The organism is Pseudoclavibacter sp. JSM 162008, from assembly GCF_041366455.1.
GTDB lineage: Bacteria > Actinomycetota > Actinomycetes > Actinomycetales > Microbacteriaceae > Pseudoclavibacter.
Genome location: NZ_JBEWYX010000004.1, coordinates 124,429 through 144,553, shown reverse-complemented (window position 1 = coordinate 144,553; position 20,125 = coordinate 124,429). Strand labels below are relative to the sequence as shown.

Here is a 20,125-nt window from a genome sequence, read left to right as displayed (position 1 = left end):
AGCGACTTTTCCATCCCGAATGCCTGAGGTCGAGACCCGATCAGCGCGCCCGGGGCGGCGGCGCACGCGGCACGAGCGGTGCTCGGCATGCCAGTTTCGGGATGGGTTGCGCGCTTCGGGATGGGGTACAAGCCATCCCGAAGCGTGCAAGCCATCCCGAAATGAGGTGCCTGTCCACGCCGCGGACGCAGATGCAGACGGAGACGCGATCCGTTCCGATCCGACCGCCATACGCCGTCTCGGGATGGGATAGTGACGTCGCTCGGGGAAACTCTCCAACACGAAGCGACTTTTCCATCCCGAAAACCCGGAGGTCGGGACCCGGGCAGTGCGACGAAGAGCCGGCCGCTACTCGACGGTGATGCCGGCGGCGCGGAGCTCTTCGAGGGCAGCCGCACGCGTCTGAGGGCTGACGGCGGAGGTGAGTCCGTCGATGACGCGCACCGCGAGCCCGGCCCGCTGGCCGTCGAGCGCGGATGCACGCACGCAGTGGTCGGTCGCGATGCCGACGACGTCGAGCTCGTCGACGCCGCGTGCGCGCAGCGCGTCGGCTAACGTCTCGCCGTCAGCCGTTGCGCCGTCGAACGCGGAGTAGGAGGGCGTTCCCTGGCCCTTGAAGATGTGCAGGTCGACGAGCTTCGTGTCGAGCGCGGGGTGGTAGTCGGCACCTGCTGTCCCCGCGACGCAGTGATCCGGCCAGCTGTCGACGAAGTCGGGCTGCGCGTGGAAGTGCCCGCCGTTGTCGCTGTCCGCATCGTGCCAGTCTCGGGACGCGGCGACGACGTCGTACTGCTCGCGGCTGCTCGCGAGGTGCTCGGTGATGCCGGCGGCGACGGCCGCACCGCCGTCGGTCTCGAGGGCGCCGCCCTCGGTGAAGTCGTTCTGGACGTCGACGATCAGCAGTGCACGGCTCATGTCACCAGTCTGCCGCAGGCCACCTGGATGGGCCAGGCGCACGGGGACCGCGCACGGCGTGCGTCACCAGTTGGCGAGGGACGCTCCGCACGAGTAGGTGCGCGCGGCGATGGTGTCGAGGGCGTCGCGGTTCGCGGGCGTGACGGCGCCGACGACGAAGAACGCGAACGTGAGCCTGCTGCCGTCCGCGGCGGTCAGGTAGCCGGCCAGGCCGTAGACCTCGTTGATCCAGCCGGTCTTCGCGGTGATCGCCCCCGGGGGCACTCCGAGCGGCGTGAGGCGCGACTGCAGAGTGCCCGTCTGGCCTGATGCGGGGAGGTCGTCGAGCAGCTGGGAGGCGGCGATGTCGGGCTGCGAGATGGTCTGGAGGAGCTCTGCGACCAGCTCGGGCGGCACCCGGTTGTCAGCGGAGAGGCCGGATCCGTCAGCGAGCACGAGTCCGCTCGTGTCGAGGCCCAGCGTCGTGAGCGCCTGGCTCGTGGAGTCCTGGATTGCGCCGAAGTCCGTTCCGACGCCCTGTTCGATCGCCACGAGGCGCGCGAGCATCTCGGCGACGTTGTTGTCGCTGTCGATGAGCGCGTAGTGCACGAGTTCGGAGACGGGTTGCGACCAGACTTCGGCGAGGAGCTTGGCGCCGTCCGGCGCAGACCCGCTCGCTCCCGTGGTCGCGGCACCGAGCCTCGTGGCGAACGCGGCGGCCGCGGCCCCGCTCGGGTCCTCTGTGCGGGGCGAGACGAGGCTCGCCGGGTCCTGGCGTCCGCCGTCGACCATGAGCGCGGAGATGGGGCTGATGTAGCCGTCCGTGCGGTCGGCCTGGGACCAGGAAGGCTGCCATTCGGCGCCGCTGAAGGCGGATTCGTCGACGAGGACCTGGGTGGGCGCCGTGCCGGACAGGCTCGGGTCGTTCGCCCATGCCGTCCGGGTCTGCGCTGCGAGGTCCGCGAGGGTGCCGGTCGCTCCGGAGTAGTAGCTGCCGGCGCCGCTGTCGGTGGAGGCGAGCGTCACGTCTCCCCCGCCGACGATGACGACCGTTCCGGGCTCGCTGCCGGCGTAGACGCGGGTCGGGATGCGGAAGTCGGGGCCGAGCACCTCGATCGCGGCAGTCGTCGTGAGGAGCTTCATGACGGAGGCCGTCGGGACCGCATCCGTCGCCTTCCGCTCATAGACCGTCTCGCCGCTCTGGGTGTCGACGACGACACCGTGGAAGTCGAGGGCCCCAGCGGCACTGGCGACGTCTTCGATTGAGCACGTGCGCACGGGCTCTGCGGCGGCGGCCTCGACGGGGGTCTCCCGGACGGCACCGAGCGTCTTCGGGGCGAGCTCCTGGGCCTCGCCCGCGAAGGCAGGGGCCGCGACGGCGAAGCCGCCTCCTCCCGCGGCGAACCCTGCGCCGAGCGCGAGGACGCCCGCGAGGGTGAAGCCGATCAGGCGGCCAGCACCTGGGCGCCGCGTGCGCGCGCTGCCTGAGCCGGCCATGTCACCTCCGAATGGAACCTGGGCGCCCCGCGTCTCGTGACGCCGCGCCAAGGTGCCAGTCTAGCCAGCGCTCGAGTGCGTGCCGTCTGACGTCGGGCATGCGACCCAGGCCATCGGTCACACAGTGCGATCTCGAGATCGGGTCAGCTGAGCCCGGCCGAGCGCCGGTAGTGGAGCAGCAGCGTGTGATCGCATTCGAGGACCCCGGCGAGGGCGAGCGGATGCTGCGCGAGCGTCTCCGAGTGCGCGATGCGCCCTTCCTGGCCGCCCACGAGCGCGGGCGACACGGTGAGGCAGAGCTCGTCGAACGCGCCCTGGGCGTTGATCTCGCCGAAGAGCGTTGGCCCGCCCTCGCAGAGCACCTCGCTGTGGCCGAGCTCGCGCAGCATGGCGCGCAACTCGGTGACGTCGAGGGTTCCGGGGCGGTCGGGATGCTCTGGCACGGTCAGCACGGTCGCAACCTCTCGGAAGGGCGCGAGCCGTTCCGGGTCGGAGACCGGAGTCACGACGATCGGCGGAACGGCTGCGTCGGCGAACATCTCATGCTTGGGGTCGAGGGCGAGCCGACTCGAGACGATGCCGAGCGTCGGGTGCGCCGGTCGTCCCCGCGCCTCTCGCCACGCGACGGAGGCCTCGGAGACGCGAAGGCCGACGTATCCCTCGTCTCTGAGCGTGCCTGCCCCGACGAGCACGAGGTCGGCGAGGCGGCGCAGCAGCTCGAAGACCCGGTGGTCGGCTGCCGTGCCGAGGCTCCCCGACCGGCCGTCACCGCCCATGGCGGCGCCGTCGACGCTTGCGACGAAGTTCAAGCGGAACGCGCCGTTGGAGGGGTAGGCGTAGTGGGTGAGCAGCTGCTCGTCGTCGAGCCACCCGTGCTCGCCTTCTGGGCCGAGCAACGAGCGGATCGCCGCTGATGGAGCGTTCATGGTGAGAGCATGCCACGGCGACGTGCGCGGCAGTGGTGAGTTGGATGCGAGCGGGGTGGGCGCTAGAGGTTGTGGCGCGTGTACGCGGGAGCGCGCAGTCCGAGGATCGCTTCGGTCATCCTCGTCGCGTCCACCGCTTCTGGGACGTTGTGCATGCGGACGATGCGAGCGCCGAGCAGGATGCACGCGACGGCGGATGCAAGCGAGCCCGAGACGCGGTCCCGCTTCTCCCGATCAAGGGTCTCCCCGATGAAGTCCTTGTTGGAGACGGCGGCGAGCACGGGGAAGCCGATCGATGAGATCTCGTCGAAGCGCCTGGTCAGCTCGAGTGTGTGCAGGGTGTTCTTGTTGAGGTCATGCCCCGGGTCGATGATGAGCTGCTCTTCCCCGACGCCGAGTTCGATGGCACGTTCGGCGCGTGCTGCCAGGAACGCCCGCACCTCGCCGACGACGTCGTCGTAGTGCGGGCGCGCGAGCTCCGCCCTCGGCGCTGCGACGCTGTGCGTGATGACGAGCTGCACGCCGGAGTCCGCCACGACGCTCGCGAGGTTCTCGTCCCGGAGGCCGCTTGTGTCGTTGATGATGCCCGCGCCCGCCTCGATGCAGGCCTCCGCTACGCGCGCACGGTACGTTTCTGCGGAGATCGGCACGCCGGTGCGCTCTCGGACAGCACGGATCACCGGCACGACGCGGGCGATCTCATCCGCTTCCGAGAGCTCCTCGCCTGGCGCGAACGGCTGCCCGCCGATGTCGACGATGTCGGCACCTGCGCGTTCGGCGGCGAGCACCGCGTCCACGGCGCTCTGGAGACCGAACGTCGCCCCGTCGTCGTAGAACGAGTCTGGAGTGCGATTCACGATCGCCATGACCGCGACCCGACGCGAGAAGTCGAACGGCTCCACAGTTCCCAGCTGGTGCACGGGGCTCCGCAGCGGCGGGAACGCGAGAGGCGGGTGCTGATCGGGGTCGTGGTGCCTGCGCTCGAGCATCTGCTCAGCGTACGGGAGGCGGGGCGCCCGAGAAGACAAGAGCCCCTCCGCACCGAAGTGCGGAGGGGCGATGGGGCCGCCTGCGAGAATCGAACTCGCGACCTATTCATTACGAGTGAATCGCTCTGCCGACTGAGCTAAGGCGGCCTGCCTGCAGCTCAACTCCCTGGGGTGCTGAACTCGACACCAAAGCATAACGCACACTTTGCTCAAGTGCACATCGGGGTGTCGCGGTCAGCAGACCAGCCCCTCGGCGGGCACGGTGCCGTCGATGAAGTAGGCGTCGACGGCACCGGTGATGCAGCTGTCGCCCTGCGTGTAGGCGAGGTGTCCCTCGCCCTCGAAGGTGAGCAGCGTGGCCGATTCGAGCTGCTCGGTCACGGCCTCCGCCCACGCGTACGGCGTGGCCGGGTCGCCGGTCGTGCCGATGACGAGGACCGGGTCGGCTCCCGCACCGGTGACGGGTGCGAGCTCGTTGGTGGACGGGAACGCCCACTGCTGGCAGGTCGTGTCTCCGAGCGCTTCGGGTCCTGGAATGCCGATCGGGGTCGACTCTGCGATCTGCCGGTTGAAGTCGGCGATCTTGGCGGGGTCGGTCTCGACCGGGTAGTCGAGGCAGTTGATGGCGGTGAAGGCCTCGAACATGTTGTCGGCGTAGGTGCCGTCTGGCCCGCGACCGTAGTAGGAGTCGCTGAGCGCGAAGAACCCTGCAGGGTCGCCCGCTGTCTCATAGGTGGCGAACGCGTCGCTCAGGTACGGCCAGCTCTGGTTGTTGTAGAGCGCCGAGCTGATGGCCGTGTCGATGACGCCGCTCGTGAGCTTCCGGCCGTCTGCGTTCACGGGGAGGGTGTCATCGGCCTCGGCCATGAGGGTGTTGATCTTCGCGATCGCCTGGTCCACTGTGCCGGTGAATGGGCAGCTCGTCGTGGTCAGGCAGTCTTCGAGGTAGGTGCGGGTGGCTTCACCGAAGGCGCCCTGCTGGGCGAGCACCACCTGGAACGTCGACAGGGTCGGGTCCGTGGCGCCGTCGAGCACGACGCGGCCGACCGTCTCCGGGAACATGTCGATGTACTGGGCGCCGATGTCGGTGCCGTACGAGAACCCGAAGTAGTTGACCTTCGGGTCGCCGACGAGCGCGCGCAGCAGGTCGAGGTCCTGCACGGTGCTCTTCGTGTCGACGAACTCGAGGAGCGGTCCCGTGTTCTCGAGGCAGTCGTCGGCGAACTCCTTCGAGTTCGCGGTGACCTCCGCGATGATCTGCTCATCGGTCGCGGTGTCCGGATCGAGATCTTCGTTGACGCCATAGAACCACTCGTCCATGCCGGCATCGTCACGGCACTCGACCGCGCTCGACTCACCGACACCGCGCGGGTCCCAGCCCACGATGTCGAAATCCTCCATGAGCTCAGGCGTGAAGACGAACTGGGCGCTGTCGCGCACGAACGAGACGCCGGATGCTCCGGGACCGCCAGGGTTGGTGAAGATCGTCCCGATCGGGTTGCCGCTCGACGCGGGTACCTTCACCATGGCGAGCTCGATCTGCTCCGAGGTCCCGTCTGCCCAGTCCATCGGAGCTTCCGCGGTTGCGCACTCGAGACCGCCGCCGCACGCGTCCCAGCCGAGGTCCTGCTCGTAGAACGTCTGGATGCTGGGGTCGAGGCCGGTCGGGATGACGTCGACGTCCTCCGTCTGCACGCCGCCACCGGAGCCTCCGCCGGCGAGCGTCGTCACGAGCGTGCATCCGCTGAGCAGGAAGACGACTGCTCCGGTCAGGAGCGAGGCGCCGATGCTGCGCGTTGCCGCGTGACGGGTGGTCGGTCTGGTCATGATGCTCCCTGCTGCGATGGCGTCCAGCTGATCAAGAATGCCTCGAGGACGAGCGCCACAGGAACGTTTGCGGCGAGTCGTGCTCTGGCTTTGCTCGCCGCGTCGATGCTCGTGAGCACGTCGTCGGAGCTGCGCGAGCTCGTTGCGGATTCCAGTTCGTGCCGCCGGTGCTCGTTGACGAGCTCGACAGGGAGTGCCAGCTGCAGCATGAGCAGGTCTCGCAGCAGGGAGACCGAGTCGGTCAGGATGCGATCGATCGCATCGACCTGACCGCGCTTCGCTCTGCGCTTCTGATGCTCTTCGAGCTCACGGATCTGTCCGCGGAGCTGCCTCGGCACTGCCTGGCCCGGCGTGAGGCCGAGGGACCGGAATGCGGCTGCCCGCTCCTTGTCGTCGCGGTCTGCCGCGTTGGCGGTGGCGTCCTCGTCGGCGATCGCGACGAGCTGTGCTGCCTTCCGGACGGCGTCGCCGGTCGTGCGGATGTCGAGCAGGCCGTCGAGGGACGCGTCACGGCGACCCCACGCGTCTTCGCTCGTGGCGAGTCGTTTGGCCATGCCGACGTGGCTCTGCGCTTCGCGGGCGGCTCGCAGGGCGACTTCCGGCTCGATGCCGTCGCGACGCACGAGCAGCCCGGCGACGTCTCGAACCTCCGGCACCCGAAGCCGCACGCTGCGCACGCGTGAGCGGATGGTCGGCAGCAGGTCGGCCTCGCTCGGCGCGCAGAGCACCCACACGGTTGACTCCGGTGGCTCTTCGATGGCCTTGAGCAGCGTATTCGAGGTGCGTGCGACCATGCGGTCGGCGTCTTCGACGAGGATGACCCGATAGCGCCCGGTCATCGGCGACATGGATGCGCGCTCCACGAGTTCGCGTGCCGTCTTGATGTCGAGCTGCACGGTTTCCGTGACGACGGCCGTGAGGTCGGGGTGCGAGCGGGCGCGCACCTGAACGCAGGACGGGCACACGCCGCATCCGTCGTTCGGGCACAGCAGTGCCGCCGCGAAGGCGTAGCCCATGTTGCTTCGACCGGAACCGGGTGGGCCGGTGATGAGCCACGAGTTCGTCATGCCGCTCGTGTCCACTGCACCGCGTTTGGAGGCCTTCGCCGCGTTCGAGAACAGGGCGATCGCGTCGTCCTGACCGGAGAGGTCGTCCCAGACGGTCATGGCTACTCGACGTCCGGGCGCCGCTCGAGGAGCTCGGCGACGCGGGTGCGGATGCGCTCAGCCACGTGCTCTCGCGGCTGGGTCGCGTCGATCACGAGGAACCTGTCCGGGTCGGCGGCGGCAAGGCCGAGGAAGGCGGAGCGGACGGCGTCGTGGAAATGCTTCGATTCGGCTTCGAGCCGGTCGTAGGTGCCGCGGGTCGCGCCGATACGTCGGCGCCCTTCGTCCGGATCGAGGTCGAAGAGCACGGTGAGGTCGGGGAGCAGGCCGCGCGCGGCCCACAGGGAGAGGTCCCTGACCTCGTCGGCGCCGAGCTCGCGCCCCGTGCCCTGGTAGGCGATCGAGGAGTCGAGGTAGCGGTCCTGCACGACGACGTCGCCGCGTTCGAGCGCGGGCCGGACGATGGTAGCGATGTGGTGTGCACGGTCGGCGGCGTACAGGAGCGCCTCGGCCCTGGCATCCATGTGACCCTTGCGGTGCAGCACGAGTTCCCGGATGTCGGCGCCGAGGTCGGTGCCGCCCGGTTCGCGCGTGCGCACGACCGTCTGCCCGAGGGCCGCCAGCCATTCCTCGAGCAGGGCCGAGTGCGTCGACTTGCCCGCGCCGTCGCCGCCCTCGAGCGTGATGAAGAGGCCCGTCATTCGCTGCTTGCTGCCCCGCTGGCCTTGGCCGCAGGCTTCTTGGCAGGCGCGCGCTTCGCGGCAGGCTTCTTCGCTGCGGTCGTCTTGGTCGCCGCCGCCTTGGAGGCAGCTGGCTTCTTGGCGGCGGGCTTCTTCGCTGCCGGCTTCTTCGCTGCCGTGGTCTTGCGCTTGACAGGACCCTTGGCACGCTTGTCAGCGAGCATCTGCACGGCTTCCTCGAACGTGACGTCCTCCGGGTTGGCGCCGCGCGACACGGTCACGTTGGTCTCACCGTCGGTGACGTACGGACCGAAGCGACCGTCCTTGATCTTGATCGGCTTGCCGCTCACGGGGTCGGCCTCGAACTCCTTGATGGCCGCCTTCGTGGTGCGTGCCCCGTACTTGGGCTGCGCGAAGAGCTCGTGCGCGGCCTCGAGCGTGACGGTGAAGATCTCGTCCTCGCTCGTGAGCGACCGCGTGTCGGTGCCCTTCTTCAGGTACGGCCCGTACCGGCCGTTCTGGGCCGTGATCTCGGCACCCGTCTCGGCGTCGACGCCGACCACTCTGGGCAGCTCGAGCAGCCCGATCGCCTGCTCGTAGGTGACCTGCTCTGGGATCATCGACTTGAAGAGCGACGCCGTGCGTGGCTTCTCGGCAGCGGCGGCCTTCTTGGCGCGCGGCTTCTTGACTGGACGCCCCTCGGCAGCGGCGGCTTTCGCCTCGGCCTCTTCGGCGAGCGCCTTGGCCTTGGCCTCAGCCTCTGCGGCGGCCTCCTCGGCCTCCGATGGAGCCTCGGTCACGTACGGGCCGAAACGGCCGTCCTTCACGACGATGCGCTTGCCGGTCTCGGGGACGACGCCCAGCACGCGATCCGTCTGGATAGGTGCTTCGACGAGCTCGATCGCTTTCTCTGCGGTCAGCTCGTCAGGGGCCAGGTCTTCTGGGACGTTGACGCGCCTCGGGGTCTCGCCTTCCGTCTCCGGAGCGACCTCGAGGTAGGGGCCGTAGCGGCCGATGCGCAGGACGATGCCGTCGGCGAGCGGGGTCGAGTTGATCTCGCGGGCATCGATCTCGCCGAGGTTGTCGATGACGCCGCGGAGACCCTTGTGGTCGTCGGTTCCGAAGTAGAACCCGCGCAGCCAGTCGTTGCGCTGCTCGGTGCCGGCGGCGATGCGGTCGAGGTCGCCTTCCATCTGCGCCGTGAAGTTGTACTCGACGAGGTCGTGGAAGTGCTCTTCGAGGAGACGCACGACGGAGAATGCCGTCCAGCTGGGGACGAGCGCGCTGCCGCGCGGCGCGACGTACCCGCGGTCGATGATGGTGGAGATGATGGATGCGTACGTCGACGGGCGGCCGATGCCGAGCTCGTCGAGCGTCTTGACGAGGCTCGCCTCCGTGTAGCGCGGGGGCGGGCTGGTCTCGTGGCTCTTGGCGTCTGCCGTCTCCGGATCGAGCTTCTGCCCCTTGGTGAGCGGCGGCAGCTTCGCTTCTGCGGTGGTCGAGTCGTCGCGCGCCTCGTCTTTCCCCTCCTCGTAGGCGGCGAGGAAGCCGCGGAAGGTGATGACGGTGCCGGACGCCTGGAACTCGGCGACGCGGCTCGTGACGGTGCCCTGCGCATCGGAGACGTCGATGGGCGAGGCGTCGATCGTGACGGTCGCCGTCTGCCCCTTGGCGTCGGCCATCTGCGAGGCGATGGTGCGCTTCCAGATGAGGTCGTACAGCTTGAAGTCGTTGGGGCTCAGCTTGGGCCGAAGCTCGCTTGGCAGCGTGAACGTGGAGCCGGCCGGCCTCACGGCCTCGTGCGCTTCCTGCGCGTTCTTCGACTTCGAGCCGTAGAGGCGGGGAGCCGATGGAACCGTCTCGGCCCCGTAGAGCTTGGCGGCCTGCGTGCGTGCAGCGTTGAGCGCCTGCGACGACAGCGACGAGGAGTCGGTACGCATGTACGTGATGTACCCGTTCTCGTACAGCGACTGCGCGACGCTCATCGTCTGGCGTGCGGTGAAGCGCAGCTTGCGGGCGGCCTCCTGCTGCAGGGTCGAGGTCGTGAACGGCGCGGCGGGGCGTCGAGTGTACGGCTTGGACTCGACGGAGGACACCGTGACGGGAACCGTGCCGGCCGTGAGCTGCACGGTCAACGTGGTCGCCTCGGCTTCACCGAGGATCACGGACGAGTTCTTGAGCACACCGTGGTCGTCGAAGTCGCGTCCGGTGGCGACGCGCTCGCCGTCGAGCTTCGTCAGACGGGCGACGAAGGCCGACCCCTCCTTCCCCTGCTCGGGCGCGAAGCGGGCTTCGACTCCCCAGTAGCTGGCCTTCACGAACGCGAGACGCTCGCGCTCGCGGTCGACGATGAGGCGTGTCGCCGCTGACTGCACGCGGCCGGCGGAGAGTCCGGGGCCGACCTTGCGCCACAGCACGGGCGACACCTCGTAGCCGTAGAGGCGGTCGAGGATGCGCCTGGTCTCCTGCGCGTCGACGAGGTGCACGTCGATGTCGCGCGTGCGGTCCTTCGCGGCTTCGATCGCCTCGCGGGTGATCTCGTGGAACACCATGCGCTTGACGGGGACCTTCGGCTGGAGCACCTGCAGGAGGTGCCAGGCGATGGCCTCTCCTTCGCGGTCCTCATCAGTTGCGAGGATGAGCTCGTCGGCGTCCTTGAGCGCCCGCTTGAGCTCGGCGACGGTCTTCTTCTTCTGGTCGGAGACCACGTAGTACGGCTCGAACCCGTTGTCGACGTCGACGCTGAACTTCCCGAGGGAACCCTTCTTGAGCTCTGGCGGGAGGTTCTTGGGCTCGATGAGGTCGCGGATGTGTCCGACGCTGGCGAGCACGGTGTAGTCATCACCGAGATACTGCGAGATGCTCTTCACTTTGGTCGGCGACTCGACGATGACCAGTGTGTTGCTGCCTGACACAAGCGTTCCTTGGATGGGTCTGCGTGCTCTCGCACGACGATTCCGGCTGGCCGGAGTTATGTGGGGGCTGTTGCCACCCGTCGGCGCCCATTATATGGATGGGCTGGTACATGGACGGGGTGGCTGGGCGGAAGGCCTCCGACTGCCGGCGGCTCCGCTTCACGGCTTCTCAGTGAGGTGGCGGTCCTGCCCTCGACGGTTCCGAAAAGACGAACGGGCCGGACTCTACACGAACTCGCACAACGGCCTCACGGCCGCTGACCGTGCAGGCTTCGAGCGAGGCACCGTTCGCGGCGACGATGCGGGTGGCTTCGGCGCACGGGTCCCCCGGCTTCAGCCCGGATGCGACGTCGGCCGCGGCCAGCGCGCCCGCGTCGGCTGCGGCGTGCGCGGCCTGTCTTGCTGGGAAGGCGGCGAGCACGCTGACGGCTCCGACGGTGAGTGCAAGAAGGAGGAGCGAGACCGCCAGCACGACGACCCCGCCAGCGCCCCGGTCTCCGCCCAGGCAGCGGAGAGGTGCCGACGCTTCGGCGCTCATCGTCCGCCGCCGAGCGCGCACGCGCGGGCGCCGACATCCACGGGGAACACGCGCTCCCCGAGGATGAGTGGCGTGGACGCCCGCGCACAGACGAGGCCGTCCGCGCGACTGATCTCGAGGTGCGCGTCGGGTACGAGCGAATGCACGTGCTCGCGAGCGATGGCCTCGTCGTCCCCACGTGCGACGAGCCTGACGGCGTCGGCGACGGCGTCCTGCAATCGGACCTGCACGACGACGCCCTGCAGTCCCGTGAGGCAGAAGGCGAGCAGGAGGACGACGGCGGGTGCCACGATGGCGAACTCCGCCGTCGCCGAGCCACGCTGGGAGCTCGCGGGCAGGAGCCATCGGGGCACCCGACGCATCATTCGTCCAGCGTGAGGGCGGTGCGGATGATGTTCTCGAGCAAGCCCCTGACCTCGTCGCTCTGCATGATGACGACGAGGAGCCCCGCGAACGCGACGGCTGCCATCGTCGCGATCGCGTACTCGGCCGTCGCGGCCCCCTCGTCATCGCGCATCCGCTGCCGGAGTCTGCTCAGCAGGCCGCGGGATGCGTCGCCGAAGGTCGTGATCTGGAACATGGGTGTTCCTCTCTTATTACGTATTGACGGTTGAAATGCGGCACGGGCGTATCGGGCGGCTCAGAGCCGCGAGATGGTCTGGGTCACGACGGCGAGGATGAGCGGAGCGACGCCGAGCAGGAGAAAGGCCGGGAGCACGCACAGGCCGAGCGGCAGCATGAGGCGCACGCCGAGTTCGGCCGCTTTCCTGCTCGACGCGGCGCGCGCGTCGCGTCGCTCGAGCGCGGCTTCGCTGCGCAAGAGGGATGCGGCGGGCACGCCGGCGTCGCGGGCGAGCTCCAGCACTCGGTCGACGCGCCCGCCGCCCAGGCCGGTTCGAGCCGCCGAACGCCCGTCGGTTCCGAGCGCCGCGTCGTCGAGCGCGCGTTGCACAAGCGGGCGGACCGCGGCGACGGATGTGCCTCCGAGCATCCCGAGCGCCGTCAGGTCCAGGCCGAGGCCTGGCAGCTGCTCTCGTCGGGAAGCCGCTGAGATGAGTGCCCTGTTCCAGAGGTGCGCGGCGACCATGAGGGCGCCCCCTCCCCCGAGACAGGCGAGGCCGATCGGCGTGCCGAAGAGCATCCCGAGGCTGTCGAAGCCGAGTGCGAGCCCGAGGAGGACTCCGACGGCGGGCAGCGCCATGACCAGCCGCGCGGCGCTGCTCGGGCCCGCGAGCGCGAGTTGCACCTCCCGCTCGGAGGCACCGAAGTCGCGGAACGTCTGGGCCAGTTCGCCGAGGCCCCGGGCAAGCGGGGCCCCCGTGGTCTCGGCGAGGGACCAGGCGCAGCCCAGGGCTCGCCAGCTCGGCTCATCGTGCTCCCGGAGCATCACACCGACTCGCCTGCCAGCGCGCACGCCTCTCGCGATGGTGAGCTCGACGGGATCGCTGGTGGCGGCGCGCCACCGCGCGGGGCGAGGAATCCTCAGGCGGAGCCTGCCCTCTACCCAGGATGCGAGCCGCCTCCAGGCGATTCGTCCGGACCTCGGTGATTCTTCGGAGGCGGCGAAGCTCGCCACGTGCTGCCACGCGGAATCCGCTGTGGTGCCGCCTGCGAGCAGGGCTGCGAGTCGCTCGACGACCACCGCGGTGCGCTCGGCAGCGTCGACATCGTGCTGGGTCATCGCCGGCCGAGACCTCGGTGACCCGGATCGTGTCGGCGGTCATCTCCGCGACGGACATCAGCCTCGCCGGCGGTGGCAGACGCGAGGGCCGTGACGTTCTCCGCCTGGCCAGATTCTCGACGCAGGACCGACGCGATGGCCAGGTGCCCGGCCTCATCGAGGCAGAACTCCCCGATGTCGGCGAGCCGCCGATGCCCGACGGACGTGCGCTCGACGTGCATGACGAGGTCGATGGCGCTCACGGTCTGCCTGGCGACCGCATCCTGCGTCATGCCGGCAAGCGCGCCAAGCGCCTCGAGGCGCGAGGGCACATCGGCGAGGGAGTTCGCGTGGAGCGTGCCCGCGCCGCCGTCGTGCCCCGTGTTGAGTGCGGCCAGGAGCTCCCGGAGTTCGGCCCCGCGACATTCGCCGAGCACGAGCCTGTCCGGGCGCATCCGCAGCGACTCGCGGACAAGACGCTCGAGCGGCACGCTCCCGGCCCCCTCGATGTTCGCCTGTCTCGCCTCGAGCGAGACGCTGTGGGGATGTGCGATGCGCAGCTCGGCGACGTCCTCGATCACGACGATGCGGTCGCGGGGGTCTGACTCCGAGAGGAGCGCGGACAGGAACGTCGTCTTCCCGCTTCCGCCGGCACCCGTGATGAGCACATTGGCACGAGCCCGCACCGCTTCCCGGACGAGCTCCTCCGCGCCAGGAGAGAAGAACGCCTGCCGGTCGAGCTGCTCGATGGTGAGCTGGCGGACCCGCGGTGCCCGAATGGACAGGAGCGTGCCGGAGATCGACACCGGAGGCAGCACAGCGTGCACGCGGATGCCGTCAGCGATGCGCACGTCGACGCACGGCGCGGATTCGTCGAGGTGCCTGCCGCCGGCAGCGACGATACGGACGGCCAGTTCGCGCAGCGCCCGCTCGCTCGGCGCCACCCAGGAGTCTTCCCGCTCCGCGCCGCCGCCTCGATCGACGAAGAGGCCGTCGGTGCCGTTGACGAAGAGGTCCGTGACCTCGCCATCGGCGACGTACATCGCCAGGGGACCGAACGCGTCCGCCTGACCTCGAGTCAATGTCCGAACGGATCGCGGCGTGCTCTCCGCGGTGCGCGGCGGCAACGGCAGCGAGGCCGCGCGCTGCGAGGCCGGACGAGCGACGAAGCGCTGGCCTGATGTCGATTCGAGAGCTGAGCCGTGTGCCATGCACGAAGCGTACGAACGCCGGAGGCCCACGCGTCCGATGGCCGTCGCGCCTGTGCATGGGCCACTGTGCACAGGGCACACGACGACGGAGTCGCGCCGGACCGAACCGGGGCCGCGGGAGAATTGGAGAGGCGCCCGGACAGGGGGATATCCGAGCGCCTCAGCTCATGCAGCGTTCAGGGGGGGTTGATTGCTGCAGAGCGACGATAGTTGCGACAGAGAGCGAAACCATCGAGGTCCATGGTAGTGCATATTTCGTCCGGAAAACTAGCCGCTCGGCTGTCTATCGAAAAATGTTCGGCTACAGCCCGCACTTCCGCGCGAGATCACGGTTTACGCCACATTTTTCACCCCCGACACGCCGGGCACTCACGCCTGCGCGTGGCATGGACTGCGCCACGGCTGGCACAAGTTCGGACTCACGTGCTCCCCGAAGCGAGGTGGCCCCGGGAAGCCCGCGGACATTCCCCCCGAAAGGCGGGAGTCGCGGCACATGCTGGCTCCGTAGACTTCTGGCACGCTGCGCCGCATTGAGGCGGTGCCGGATCGCAATGACGCGAAAGGACCTGTGGTGGCTGACAAGATCGAACACCTCCTGGAAGACCTCGAGACCTTCCCGCCAAGCGACGAGTTCACGGCCTCCTCCCCCGTGCCAGCAGACCTCGCGGCGCGGGCCGAGGCGGACAGGCTCGGCTTCTGGGCCGACCAGGCCAGGGAGCTGCACTGGTCGACCCCCTTCACGGAAGTCCTCGACTGGAGCGACGCCCCGTTCGCGAAGTGGTTCGGCGACGGCACGCTCAACGCCAGCTTCAACTGCGTCGACCGCCACGTGCTCGCCGGCAACGGCGACCGGGTCGCGATCTATTGGGAGGGTGAGCCCGGTGATAAGCGCACCATCACGTACTCGGACCTCCTCGGCGAGGTCAAGCGCGCCGCGAACCTCCTGGAGAGCCTCGGTGTCACGGCAGGGGACGTCGTCGCGATCTACATGCCGATGATCCCCGAGACCGTCGTCGCAATGCTCGCCTGCGCGCGCATCGGCGCCGTGCACTCGGTCATCTTCGGCGGGTTCAGCGCCGACTCCATCCGCAGCCGCGTCGAGGACGCGAACGCCAAGCTCGTCATCACGAGCGACGGCAGCATCCGCAAGGGCCGCATCTTCCCGCTCAAGGAGACCGTGGATGCGGCGCTCGAGACTGAGGGGCACACCGTCGAGCACGTGCTCGTCGTGCGTCGTGCCGACAACGAGGTCTCGCTCACGCCGGGCAGGGATCTGTGGTGGGACGAGGAGATCGCGCAGGTCGGCGCCGAGCACGTTGCGAAGCCGTTCCCCGCCGAGCATCCGCTGTTCATCCTCTACACCTCGGGCACCACGGGGAAGCCGAAGGGCCTCCTGCACACGACGGGCGGCTACCTCACGCAGACCTCGTTCACGCACCGCACGATCTTCGACCTCAAGCCGGAGCAGGACGTGTACTGGTGCTCGGCCGACGTCGGCTGGGTGACGGGGCACAGCTACTTCGTCTACGGGCCCCTGGCCAACGGCGCGACGCAGGTCATGTACGAGGGCACGCACGACACCCCCGACCTCGGCCGCTGGTTCGACATCATCCAGCGCTACGGGGTCACGATCTTCTACACGGCGCCGACGGCGATCCGCGGCTACATGAAGTCGGGCAGGCAGATCCCCGCCAAGCACGACCTCTCGTCGATCCGCCTGCTCGGCTCGGTGGGCGAGCCGATCAACCCTGAGGCGTGGGCCTGGTACCGGGAGGTCATCGGCGGCAACCGGGTGCCGGTCGTCGACACGTGGTGGCAGACGGAGACGGGGGCCATCATGATCTCCGCGATCCCCAGCCAGGTGGCGCTCAAGCCCGGTGCCGCCCAGGTGCCGGTGCCCGGTGTTGTCATCGAGGTCGTCGACGATCAGGGCGAGCGGGTCGACCCGGGCGAGATGGGGCTGCTCACGATCACCGAGCCGTGGCCCTCCATGGCGCGCGGCATCTACGGCGACCGCGAGCGGTTCATCGAGACGTACTGGTCGCAGTTCCCCGGGCGCTACTTCGCGGGCGATGGCGCGGGCGTCGACAAGGACGGCCACCTGTGGCTGCTCGGTCGCGTCGACGACGTCATGAACGTCTCCGGGCACCGACTTTCGACCACGGAGATCGAGTCGGCGCTCGTCGACCACCCGTTCGTCGCCGAGTCGGCGGTCGTCGGAGCGAGCGACGAGACGACAGGCCAGGCGGTCGTCGCGTTCGTCGTGCTCAAGGAGAGCAAGAAGGCCGAGATCGAGGCGGCGGACGCACCCCAGGTGCTGCGCTCGCACGTCTCGACGAAGATCGGCGCGATCGCCAGGCCGCGCCAGGTGTATGTGGTCGCCGAGCTGCCGAAGACGCGTTCCGGCAAGATCATGCGCCGCCTGCTTCGAGACGTGGCGGATGGCAAGGCCGTGGGCGACACAACAACGCTGACGGATGCGTCCGTGATGTCCGCGATCTCCGCGGGTGTCGCATCCGGGACCGCCGACGACGACTGATCCGCACGGCGAGACGAGCGAAGCCCTGCACCTCTCGGAAGAGGGATGCAGGGCTTCGTGGTGTGCGGATGCTCGCGAACGAGCTCGCTACTCGTAGGCGACGATGAGGTCGACCTCGACGGGCGAGTCGAGCGGCAGGACCGCGACGCCGACCGCGGCGCGGACATGCTTGCCGGCGTCGCCGAACGCGAGGCCGAGCATCTCGGAGACGCCGTTGGCGACCAGGGGCTGCTCGGTGAAGTCCGGAGCGGAGGCGACGTAGACCGTCACCTTCACGACGCGCGTGACGCGGTCGAGGTCGCCGATGACGGACTTGATGGCGGCGAGCGCGTTGAGGCCGGCGAAGGCGGCGAACTCGATCGCATCGTCGCGCGGGACCTCGGCGCCGACCTTGCCCTTCTCGGGGATCGCGCCCTCGATGAACGGCAGCTGGCCGGACGTGTAGACGAGACCGCCGTGCTCGACCGCCGGGACGTAGTCGGCGACGGGAGCTGCGACGGGCGGCACCGCCATCCCCATCGCGCCGAGACGCTCTTCGACCTGGCTCATGACTGCTCCCCCGCGATCGGACGCTTCATGTAGGCGACGGAGCCGCCCTCAGCATTGGTGGAAACCTGGACCAGTTCCCAGCCCTGAGCACCCCAGTTGTTGAGGATGACAGTGGGGGTGTGCAACGGGAGCGGGGTGATGAAATATTCCCACTTCTGCATGGACGTCCTCCTGTGCGTGAGCGCTCAGGCGCTTCATGGGGTTCTCATTGAACACTCCTGAAGACGCCGAGAGCGGGTGTGACTTACCCTTGATCCTATGTCTGTCACGAATCCAGGGGCGCCCAAACGCAACATTCTGGGCGGCCTCCTAGGGCTGCTCGGTATGAGCGGAGTCGCGGGCGTGCTCGTCACGGCCATGATCACGCCGCTCATCGCCGTCACCGGTGTGGCCGCGAACAGCACCATCTCGCTGTTCGAGAACCTCCCGACGTACCTCGAGATCGGCTCGCTGCAGCAGAAGACCGAGCTGTATGCCTCCAACGGACAGAAGTTCGCCGAGTTCTACAACCAGAACCGCGAGGAGGTCTCGCTCGACCAGATCTCCCCGTACGTCGCAGCAGCGGCCATCTCGGTGGAAGACCCGCGCTTCCGTGAGCACGGCGGCGTCGACGTCATCTCCGCGGCACGAGCTCTCGCGCAGTCCGTCATCGGCGACGGCGCGGCGGGTGCATCCACGATCACCATGCAGTACGTGCGCAACGTGCGCGTGCAGACGGCCGAGGCGATCCCGAACCAGGAGGAGCGCGACAAGGCCTACCTCGAGGCGACCGAGACCACCACGGGCCGCAAGCTCCAGGAGATGCGCCTCGCGATCGGCGTCGAGAAGCAGTTCTCGAAGGACGAGATCCTGCAGGGCTACCTCAACATCGCCCTCTTCGGCGGAACGACGTACGGCATCGAGTCGGCGGCGCAGCGCTACTTCGGCAAGTCGGCGCTCGACCTGAACCTGCAGGAGTCGGCGAGCCTCATCGCCATCGTGCAGGAGCCCAACGCCTACCGGCTCGACGTGCCAGAGAACATCGAGGCGAACAAGATCCGCCGCGACTACATCCTCATGCGCATGATGGAGGAAGGCGCGATCGACCAGGCGACCTACGAGGCGACCATCGCGACGCCCGTCGAGCCCCGCCCGACCGAGCCGAGGCACGGTTGCGGCGCGGCCGAGGGCAACGCGCAGTACTTCTGCGACTACGTCCGGCTCATCATGGTGCAGGACCCGGCCTTCGGCGAGACCTACGAAGAGCGGCAGTTCAACTTCCAGACCAAGGGCTACCAGATCAAGACGACCCTCGACCTCGACATGCAGGCGCAGGGTCAGGCCTCGATGGCCTCCGCGGTTCCCGCGTACGTCGAGGGCATGGACATGGGATCAGCTGCCTCGATGGTCGAGGAGGGCACGGGCCGCGTGCTCATGATGGTGCAGAACACCGCCTTCGGTGACACCGAGGAGCTTGCTGCCCAACCCGGCTACACCTCGGTCAACTACAACACCGACTACGAGTACGGCGGCTCCACCGGCTTCCAGGTCGGGTCGACGTACAAGATGTTCACGCTCGCCGAATGGCTCGCGTCGGGCAAGTCGCTCAACGCGTCGGTCAACGGCAAGGACCGCGCCTTCAACCTCATCAACTTCCAGAACTCGTGCCTCGGCGCCGACGGCGGCTCCTGGTCCCCGACGAACGACGGTGGCCAGAAGGTTAACAACGTCTCGGTGAGGCAGGCGACGTCTTCCTCCATCAACACGGCCTACGTGGCGATGGCTGAGCAGCTCGACCAGTGCCGCATCCGCGACACGGCCATGGCCATGGGCGCGCACCGCGCCGACGGTGCGGTCAACGAGTCGAACCCGGCAGCCGTCCTCGGCACGAACACCATCGCGCCGCTGTCCATGGCGACCGCGGTAGCCGGCTTCGCGAACGGCGGCGTCACGTGCTCGCCCATCGCCATCGACAGCATCACGCTGCGTGACGGCTCTGCCCTCGAGGCGCCGAAGTCGACGTGCAACCAGGCGGTCACCCCCGAGGTCGCCGCGGGAGTCACCTCGGCGCTCCAGGGCGTTGCAAACGGCGGTACCGGCAGCGCGTCCAACCCCGGCATCGCACCGCTGATGGGCAAGACCGGCACGACGGACAGCGGCCTCCAGACGTGGATGGTCGGCGCGACCTCGAAGGTCGGCCTCGCCGTCTGGGTCGGCAACGCGAGCGGCCAGGTGCCCATGTACGGCGTTGACCTGCCCCGCGCCGTCGGCAGCCAGACCCGTCACGTCATCTTCAACGACGTCATCGCGCAGGCGATGCGCGTCTACGGGGGCGACTCGTTCCCCGAGCCCACCGGCAGCGCCGTCCAGAACGAGCAGGTGACGGTCCCAGACCTCGCCGGCAAGTCGACGGCAGAGGCGAAGACGTCGCTCGAGGGGCTCGGCTTCAGCGTCTCGGTCGGCAACCCCGTCGAGTCCGACCAGCCCGAGGGGACTGTCGCGAGCACGCTGCCGAGCGCCAACACGCGCGTCACGCAGGGCACGACGATCACGATCAACCCGTCGCGCGGACCGGACACCGCGCCGACGTCGGACGCCCTCGCCGCCCCCGACCTCGCGGGCCAGACCCAGGAACAGGCGCAGTCGACCCTCTCCCAACTGGGGTTCAACGGCACGATGGCGATCCTGACCGAGAAGAGCGCGACCGTTCCGAGCGGGCAGGTCATCCGCACCGACCCGGCCCCCGGCGCGGAGCTCGAGCGCACCGGGTCCATCCAGGTCTACGTCTCTTCCGGCCCCTAACGGGTCATCGCAC

General features: G+C 68.8%; 17 protein-coding genes and 1 tRNA gene. 2 read left to right on the top strand and 16 right to left on the bottom strand.

Features of this window, described 5'->3' with window-relative positions:
• Positions 1-348 precede the first annotated feature (348 nt).
• From ABVF28_RS04885 to ABVF28_RS04820, 14 genes are all read right to left on the bottom strand, one after another.
• On the bottom strand, positions 349-915 hold the full coding sequence (locus tag ABVF28_RS04885) for an isochorismatase family protein (RefSeq protein WP_371029677.1): 567 nt from the start codon (positions 913-915) through the stop codon (positions 349-351).
• 63 nt (positions 916-978) lie between these two features.
• Positions 979-2,391 carry a D-alanyl-D-alanine carboxypeptidase/D-alanyl-D-alanine-endopeptidase gene (gene dacB / locus ABVF28_RS04880; protein WP_371029676.1) on the bottom strand — a complete coding sequence of 471 codons (1,413 nt, stop codon included), beginning with the start codon at positions 2,389-2,391 and terminating at the stop codon, positions 979-981.
• 143 nt (positions 2,392-2,534) lie between these two features.
• Positions 2,535-3,317 carry a dihydrofolate reductase family protein gene (locus ABVF28_RS04875; RefSeq protein ID WP_371029675.1) on the bottom strand — a complete coding sequence of 261 codons (783 nt, stop codon included), beginning with the start codon at positions 3,315-3,317 and terminating at the stop codon, positions 2,535-2,537.
• A 62-nt stretch (positions 3,318-3,379) separates the two neighbouring features.
• Complete coding sequence (gene folP, locus ABVF28_RS04870) at positions 3,380-4,306, bottom strand: dihydropteroate synthase (RefSeq protein ID WP_371029674.1); 927 nt, start codon at positions 4,304-4,306, stop codon at positions 3,380-3,382.
• Positions 4,307-4,377: 71 nt separating this feature from the next.
• Positions 4,378-4,453 (bottom strand) — tRNA-Thr (locus ABVF28_RS04865).
• Between the two features lie 87 nt (positions 4,454-4,540).
• Positions 4,541-6,133, bottom strand: coding sequence for an alpha/beta hydrolase (locus ABVF28_RS04860; RefSeq protein WP_371029673.1), 1,593 nt, complete (start codon positions 6,131-6,133; stop codon positions 4,541-4,543).
• Entirely contained in the window at positions 6,130-7,299 is a 1,170-nt protein-coding gene (locus ABVF28_RS04855; RefSeq protein ID WP_179557889.1) for a DNA polymerase III subunit delta', read from the bottom strand. Before ABVF28_RS04855 ends, ABVF28_RS04860 begins: the two co-directional genes overlap by 4 nt.
• 2 nt (positions 7,300-7,301) lie before the next feature.
• Positions 7,302-7,940, bottom strand: a complete 639-nt coding sequence (gene tmk, locus ABVF28_RS04850) for a dTMP kinase (RefSeq protein ID WP_371029672.1) — start codon at positions 7,938-7,940, stop codon at positions 7,302-7,304.
• Positions 7,937-10,834 carry a type I DNA topoisomerase gene (gene topA / locus ABVF28_RS04845; RefSeq protein ID WP_371029671.1) on the bottom strand — a complete coding sequence of 966 codons (2,898 nt, stop codon included), beginning with the start codon at positions 10,832-10,834 and terminating at the stop codon, positions 7,937-7,939. The genes tmk and topA overlap by 4 nt, the downstream gene beginning before the upstream one ends.
• Positions 10,835-11,003: 169 nt before the next feature.
• On the bottom strand, positions 11,004-11,372 hold the full coding sequence (locus tag ABVF28_RS04840) for an Rv3654c family TadE-like protein (RefSeq protein ID WP_104312865.1): 369 nt from the start codon (positions 11,370-11,372) through the stop codon (positions 11,004-11,006).
• Positions 11,369-11,725 (bottom strand): TadE/TadG family type IV pilus assembly protein, encoded by a 357-nt coding sequence (locus ABVF28_RS04835; RefSeq protein ID WP_371029670.1) that lies wholly within the window; start codon positions 11,723-11,725, stop codon positions 11,369-11,371. The genes ABVF28_RS04840 and ABVF28_RS04835 overlap by 4 nt, the downstream gene beginning before the upstream one ends.
• A gap of 8 nt (positions 11,726-11,733) precedes the next feature.
• Positions 11,734-11,952, bottom strand: coding sequence for a DUF4244 domain-containing protein (locus ABVF28_RS04830; protein WP_179557887.1), 219 nt, complete (start codon positions 11,950-11,952; stop codon positions 11,734-11,736).
• A gap of 60 nt (positions 11,953-12,012) precedes the next feature.
• A complete protein-coding gene (locus ABVF28_RS04825) occupies positions 12,013-13,053 on the bottom strand; it encodes a type II secretion system F family protein (protein ID WP_371029669.1) in 1,041 nt (346 codons plus the stop codon).
• The gene (locus tag ABVF28_RS04820) at positions 13,050-14,243 is read right to left on the bottom strand and encodes a TadA family conjugal transfer-associated ATPase (RefSeq protein WP_371029668.1); all 1,194 of its coding nucleotides are present in this window, start codon (positions 14,241-14,243) and stop codon (positions 13,050-13,052) included. The genes ABVF28_RS04825 and ABVF28_RS04820 overlap by 4 nt, the downstream gene beginning before the upstream one ends.
• Positions 14,244-14,814: 571 nt before the next feature.
• On the opposite strand from ABVF28_RS04820, the gene acs reads away from it, so the two are divergent.
• Positions 14,815-16,782 (top strand): acetate--CoA ligase, encoded by a 1,968-nt coding sequence (gene acs / locus ABVF28_RS04815; RefSeq protein ID WP_371029667.1) that lies wholly within the window; start codon positions 14,815-14,817, stop codon positions 16,780-16,782.
• A gap of 87 nt (positions 16,783-16,869) precedes the next feature.
• On the opposite strand, the gene ABVF28_RS04810 is transcribed toward acs, so the two are convergent.
• The gene (locus ABVF28_RS04810) at positions 16,870-17,331 is read right to left on the bottom strand and encodes a RidA family protein (RefSeq protein ID WP_104312868.1); all 462 of its coding nucleotides are present in this window, start codon (positions 17,329-17,331) and stop codon (positions 16,870-16,872) included.
• Complete coding sequence (locus tag ABVF28_RS04805; RefSeq protein ID WP_167516566.1) at positions 17,328-17,492, bottom strand: hypothetical protein; 165 nt, start codon at positions 17,490-17,492, stop codon at positions 17,328-17,330. Before ABVF28_RS04805 ends, ABVF28_RS04810 begins: the two co-directional genes overlap by 4 nt.
• 97 nt (positions 17,493-17,589) lie before the next feature.
• On the opposite strand from ABVF28_RS04805, the gene ABVF28_RS04800 reads away from it, so the two are divergent.
• Positions 17,590-20,112, top strand: a complete 2,523-nt coding sequence (locus tag ABVF28_RS04800) for a transglycosylase domain-containing protein (RefSeq protein WP_371029666.1) — start codon at positions 17,590-17,592, stop codon at positions 20,110-20,112.
• The last annotated feature ends 13 nt before the right edge of the window (positions 20,113-20,125 follow it).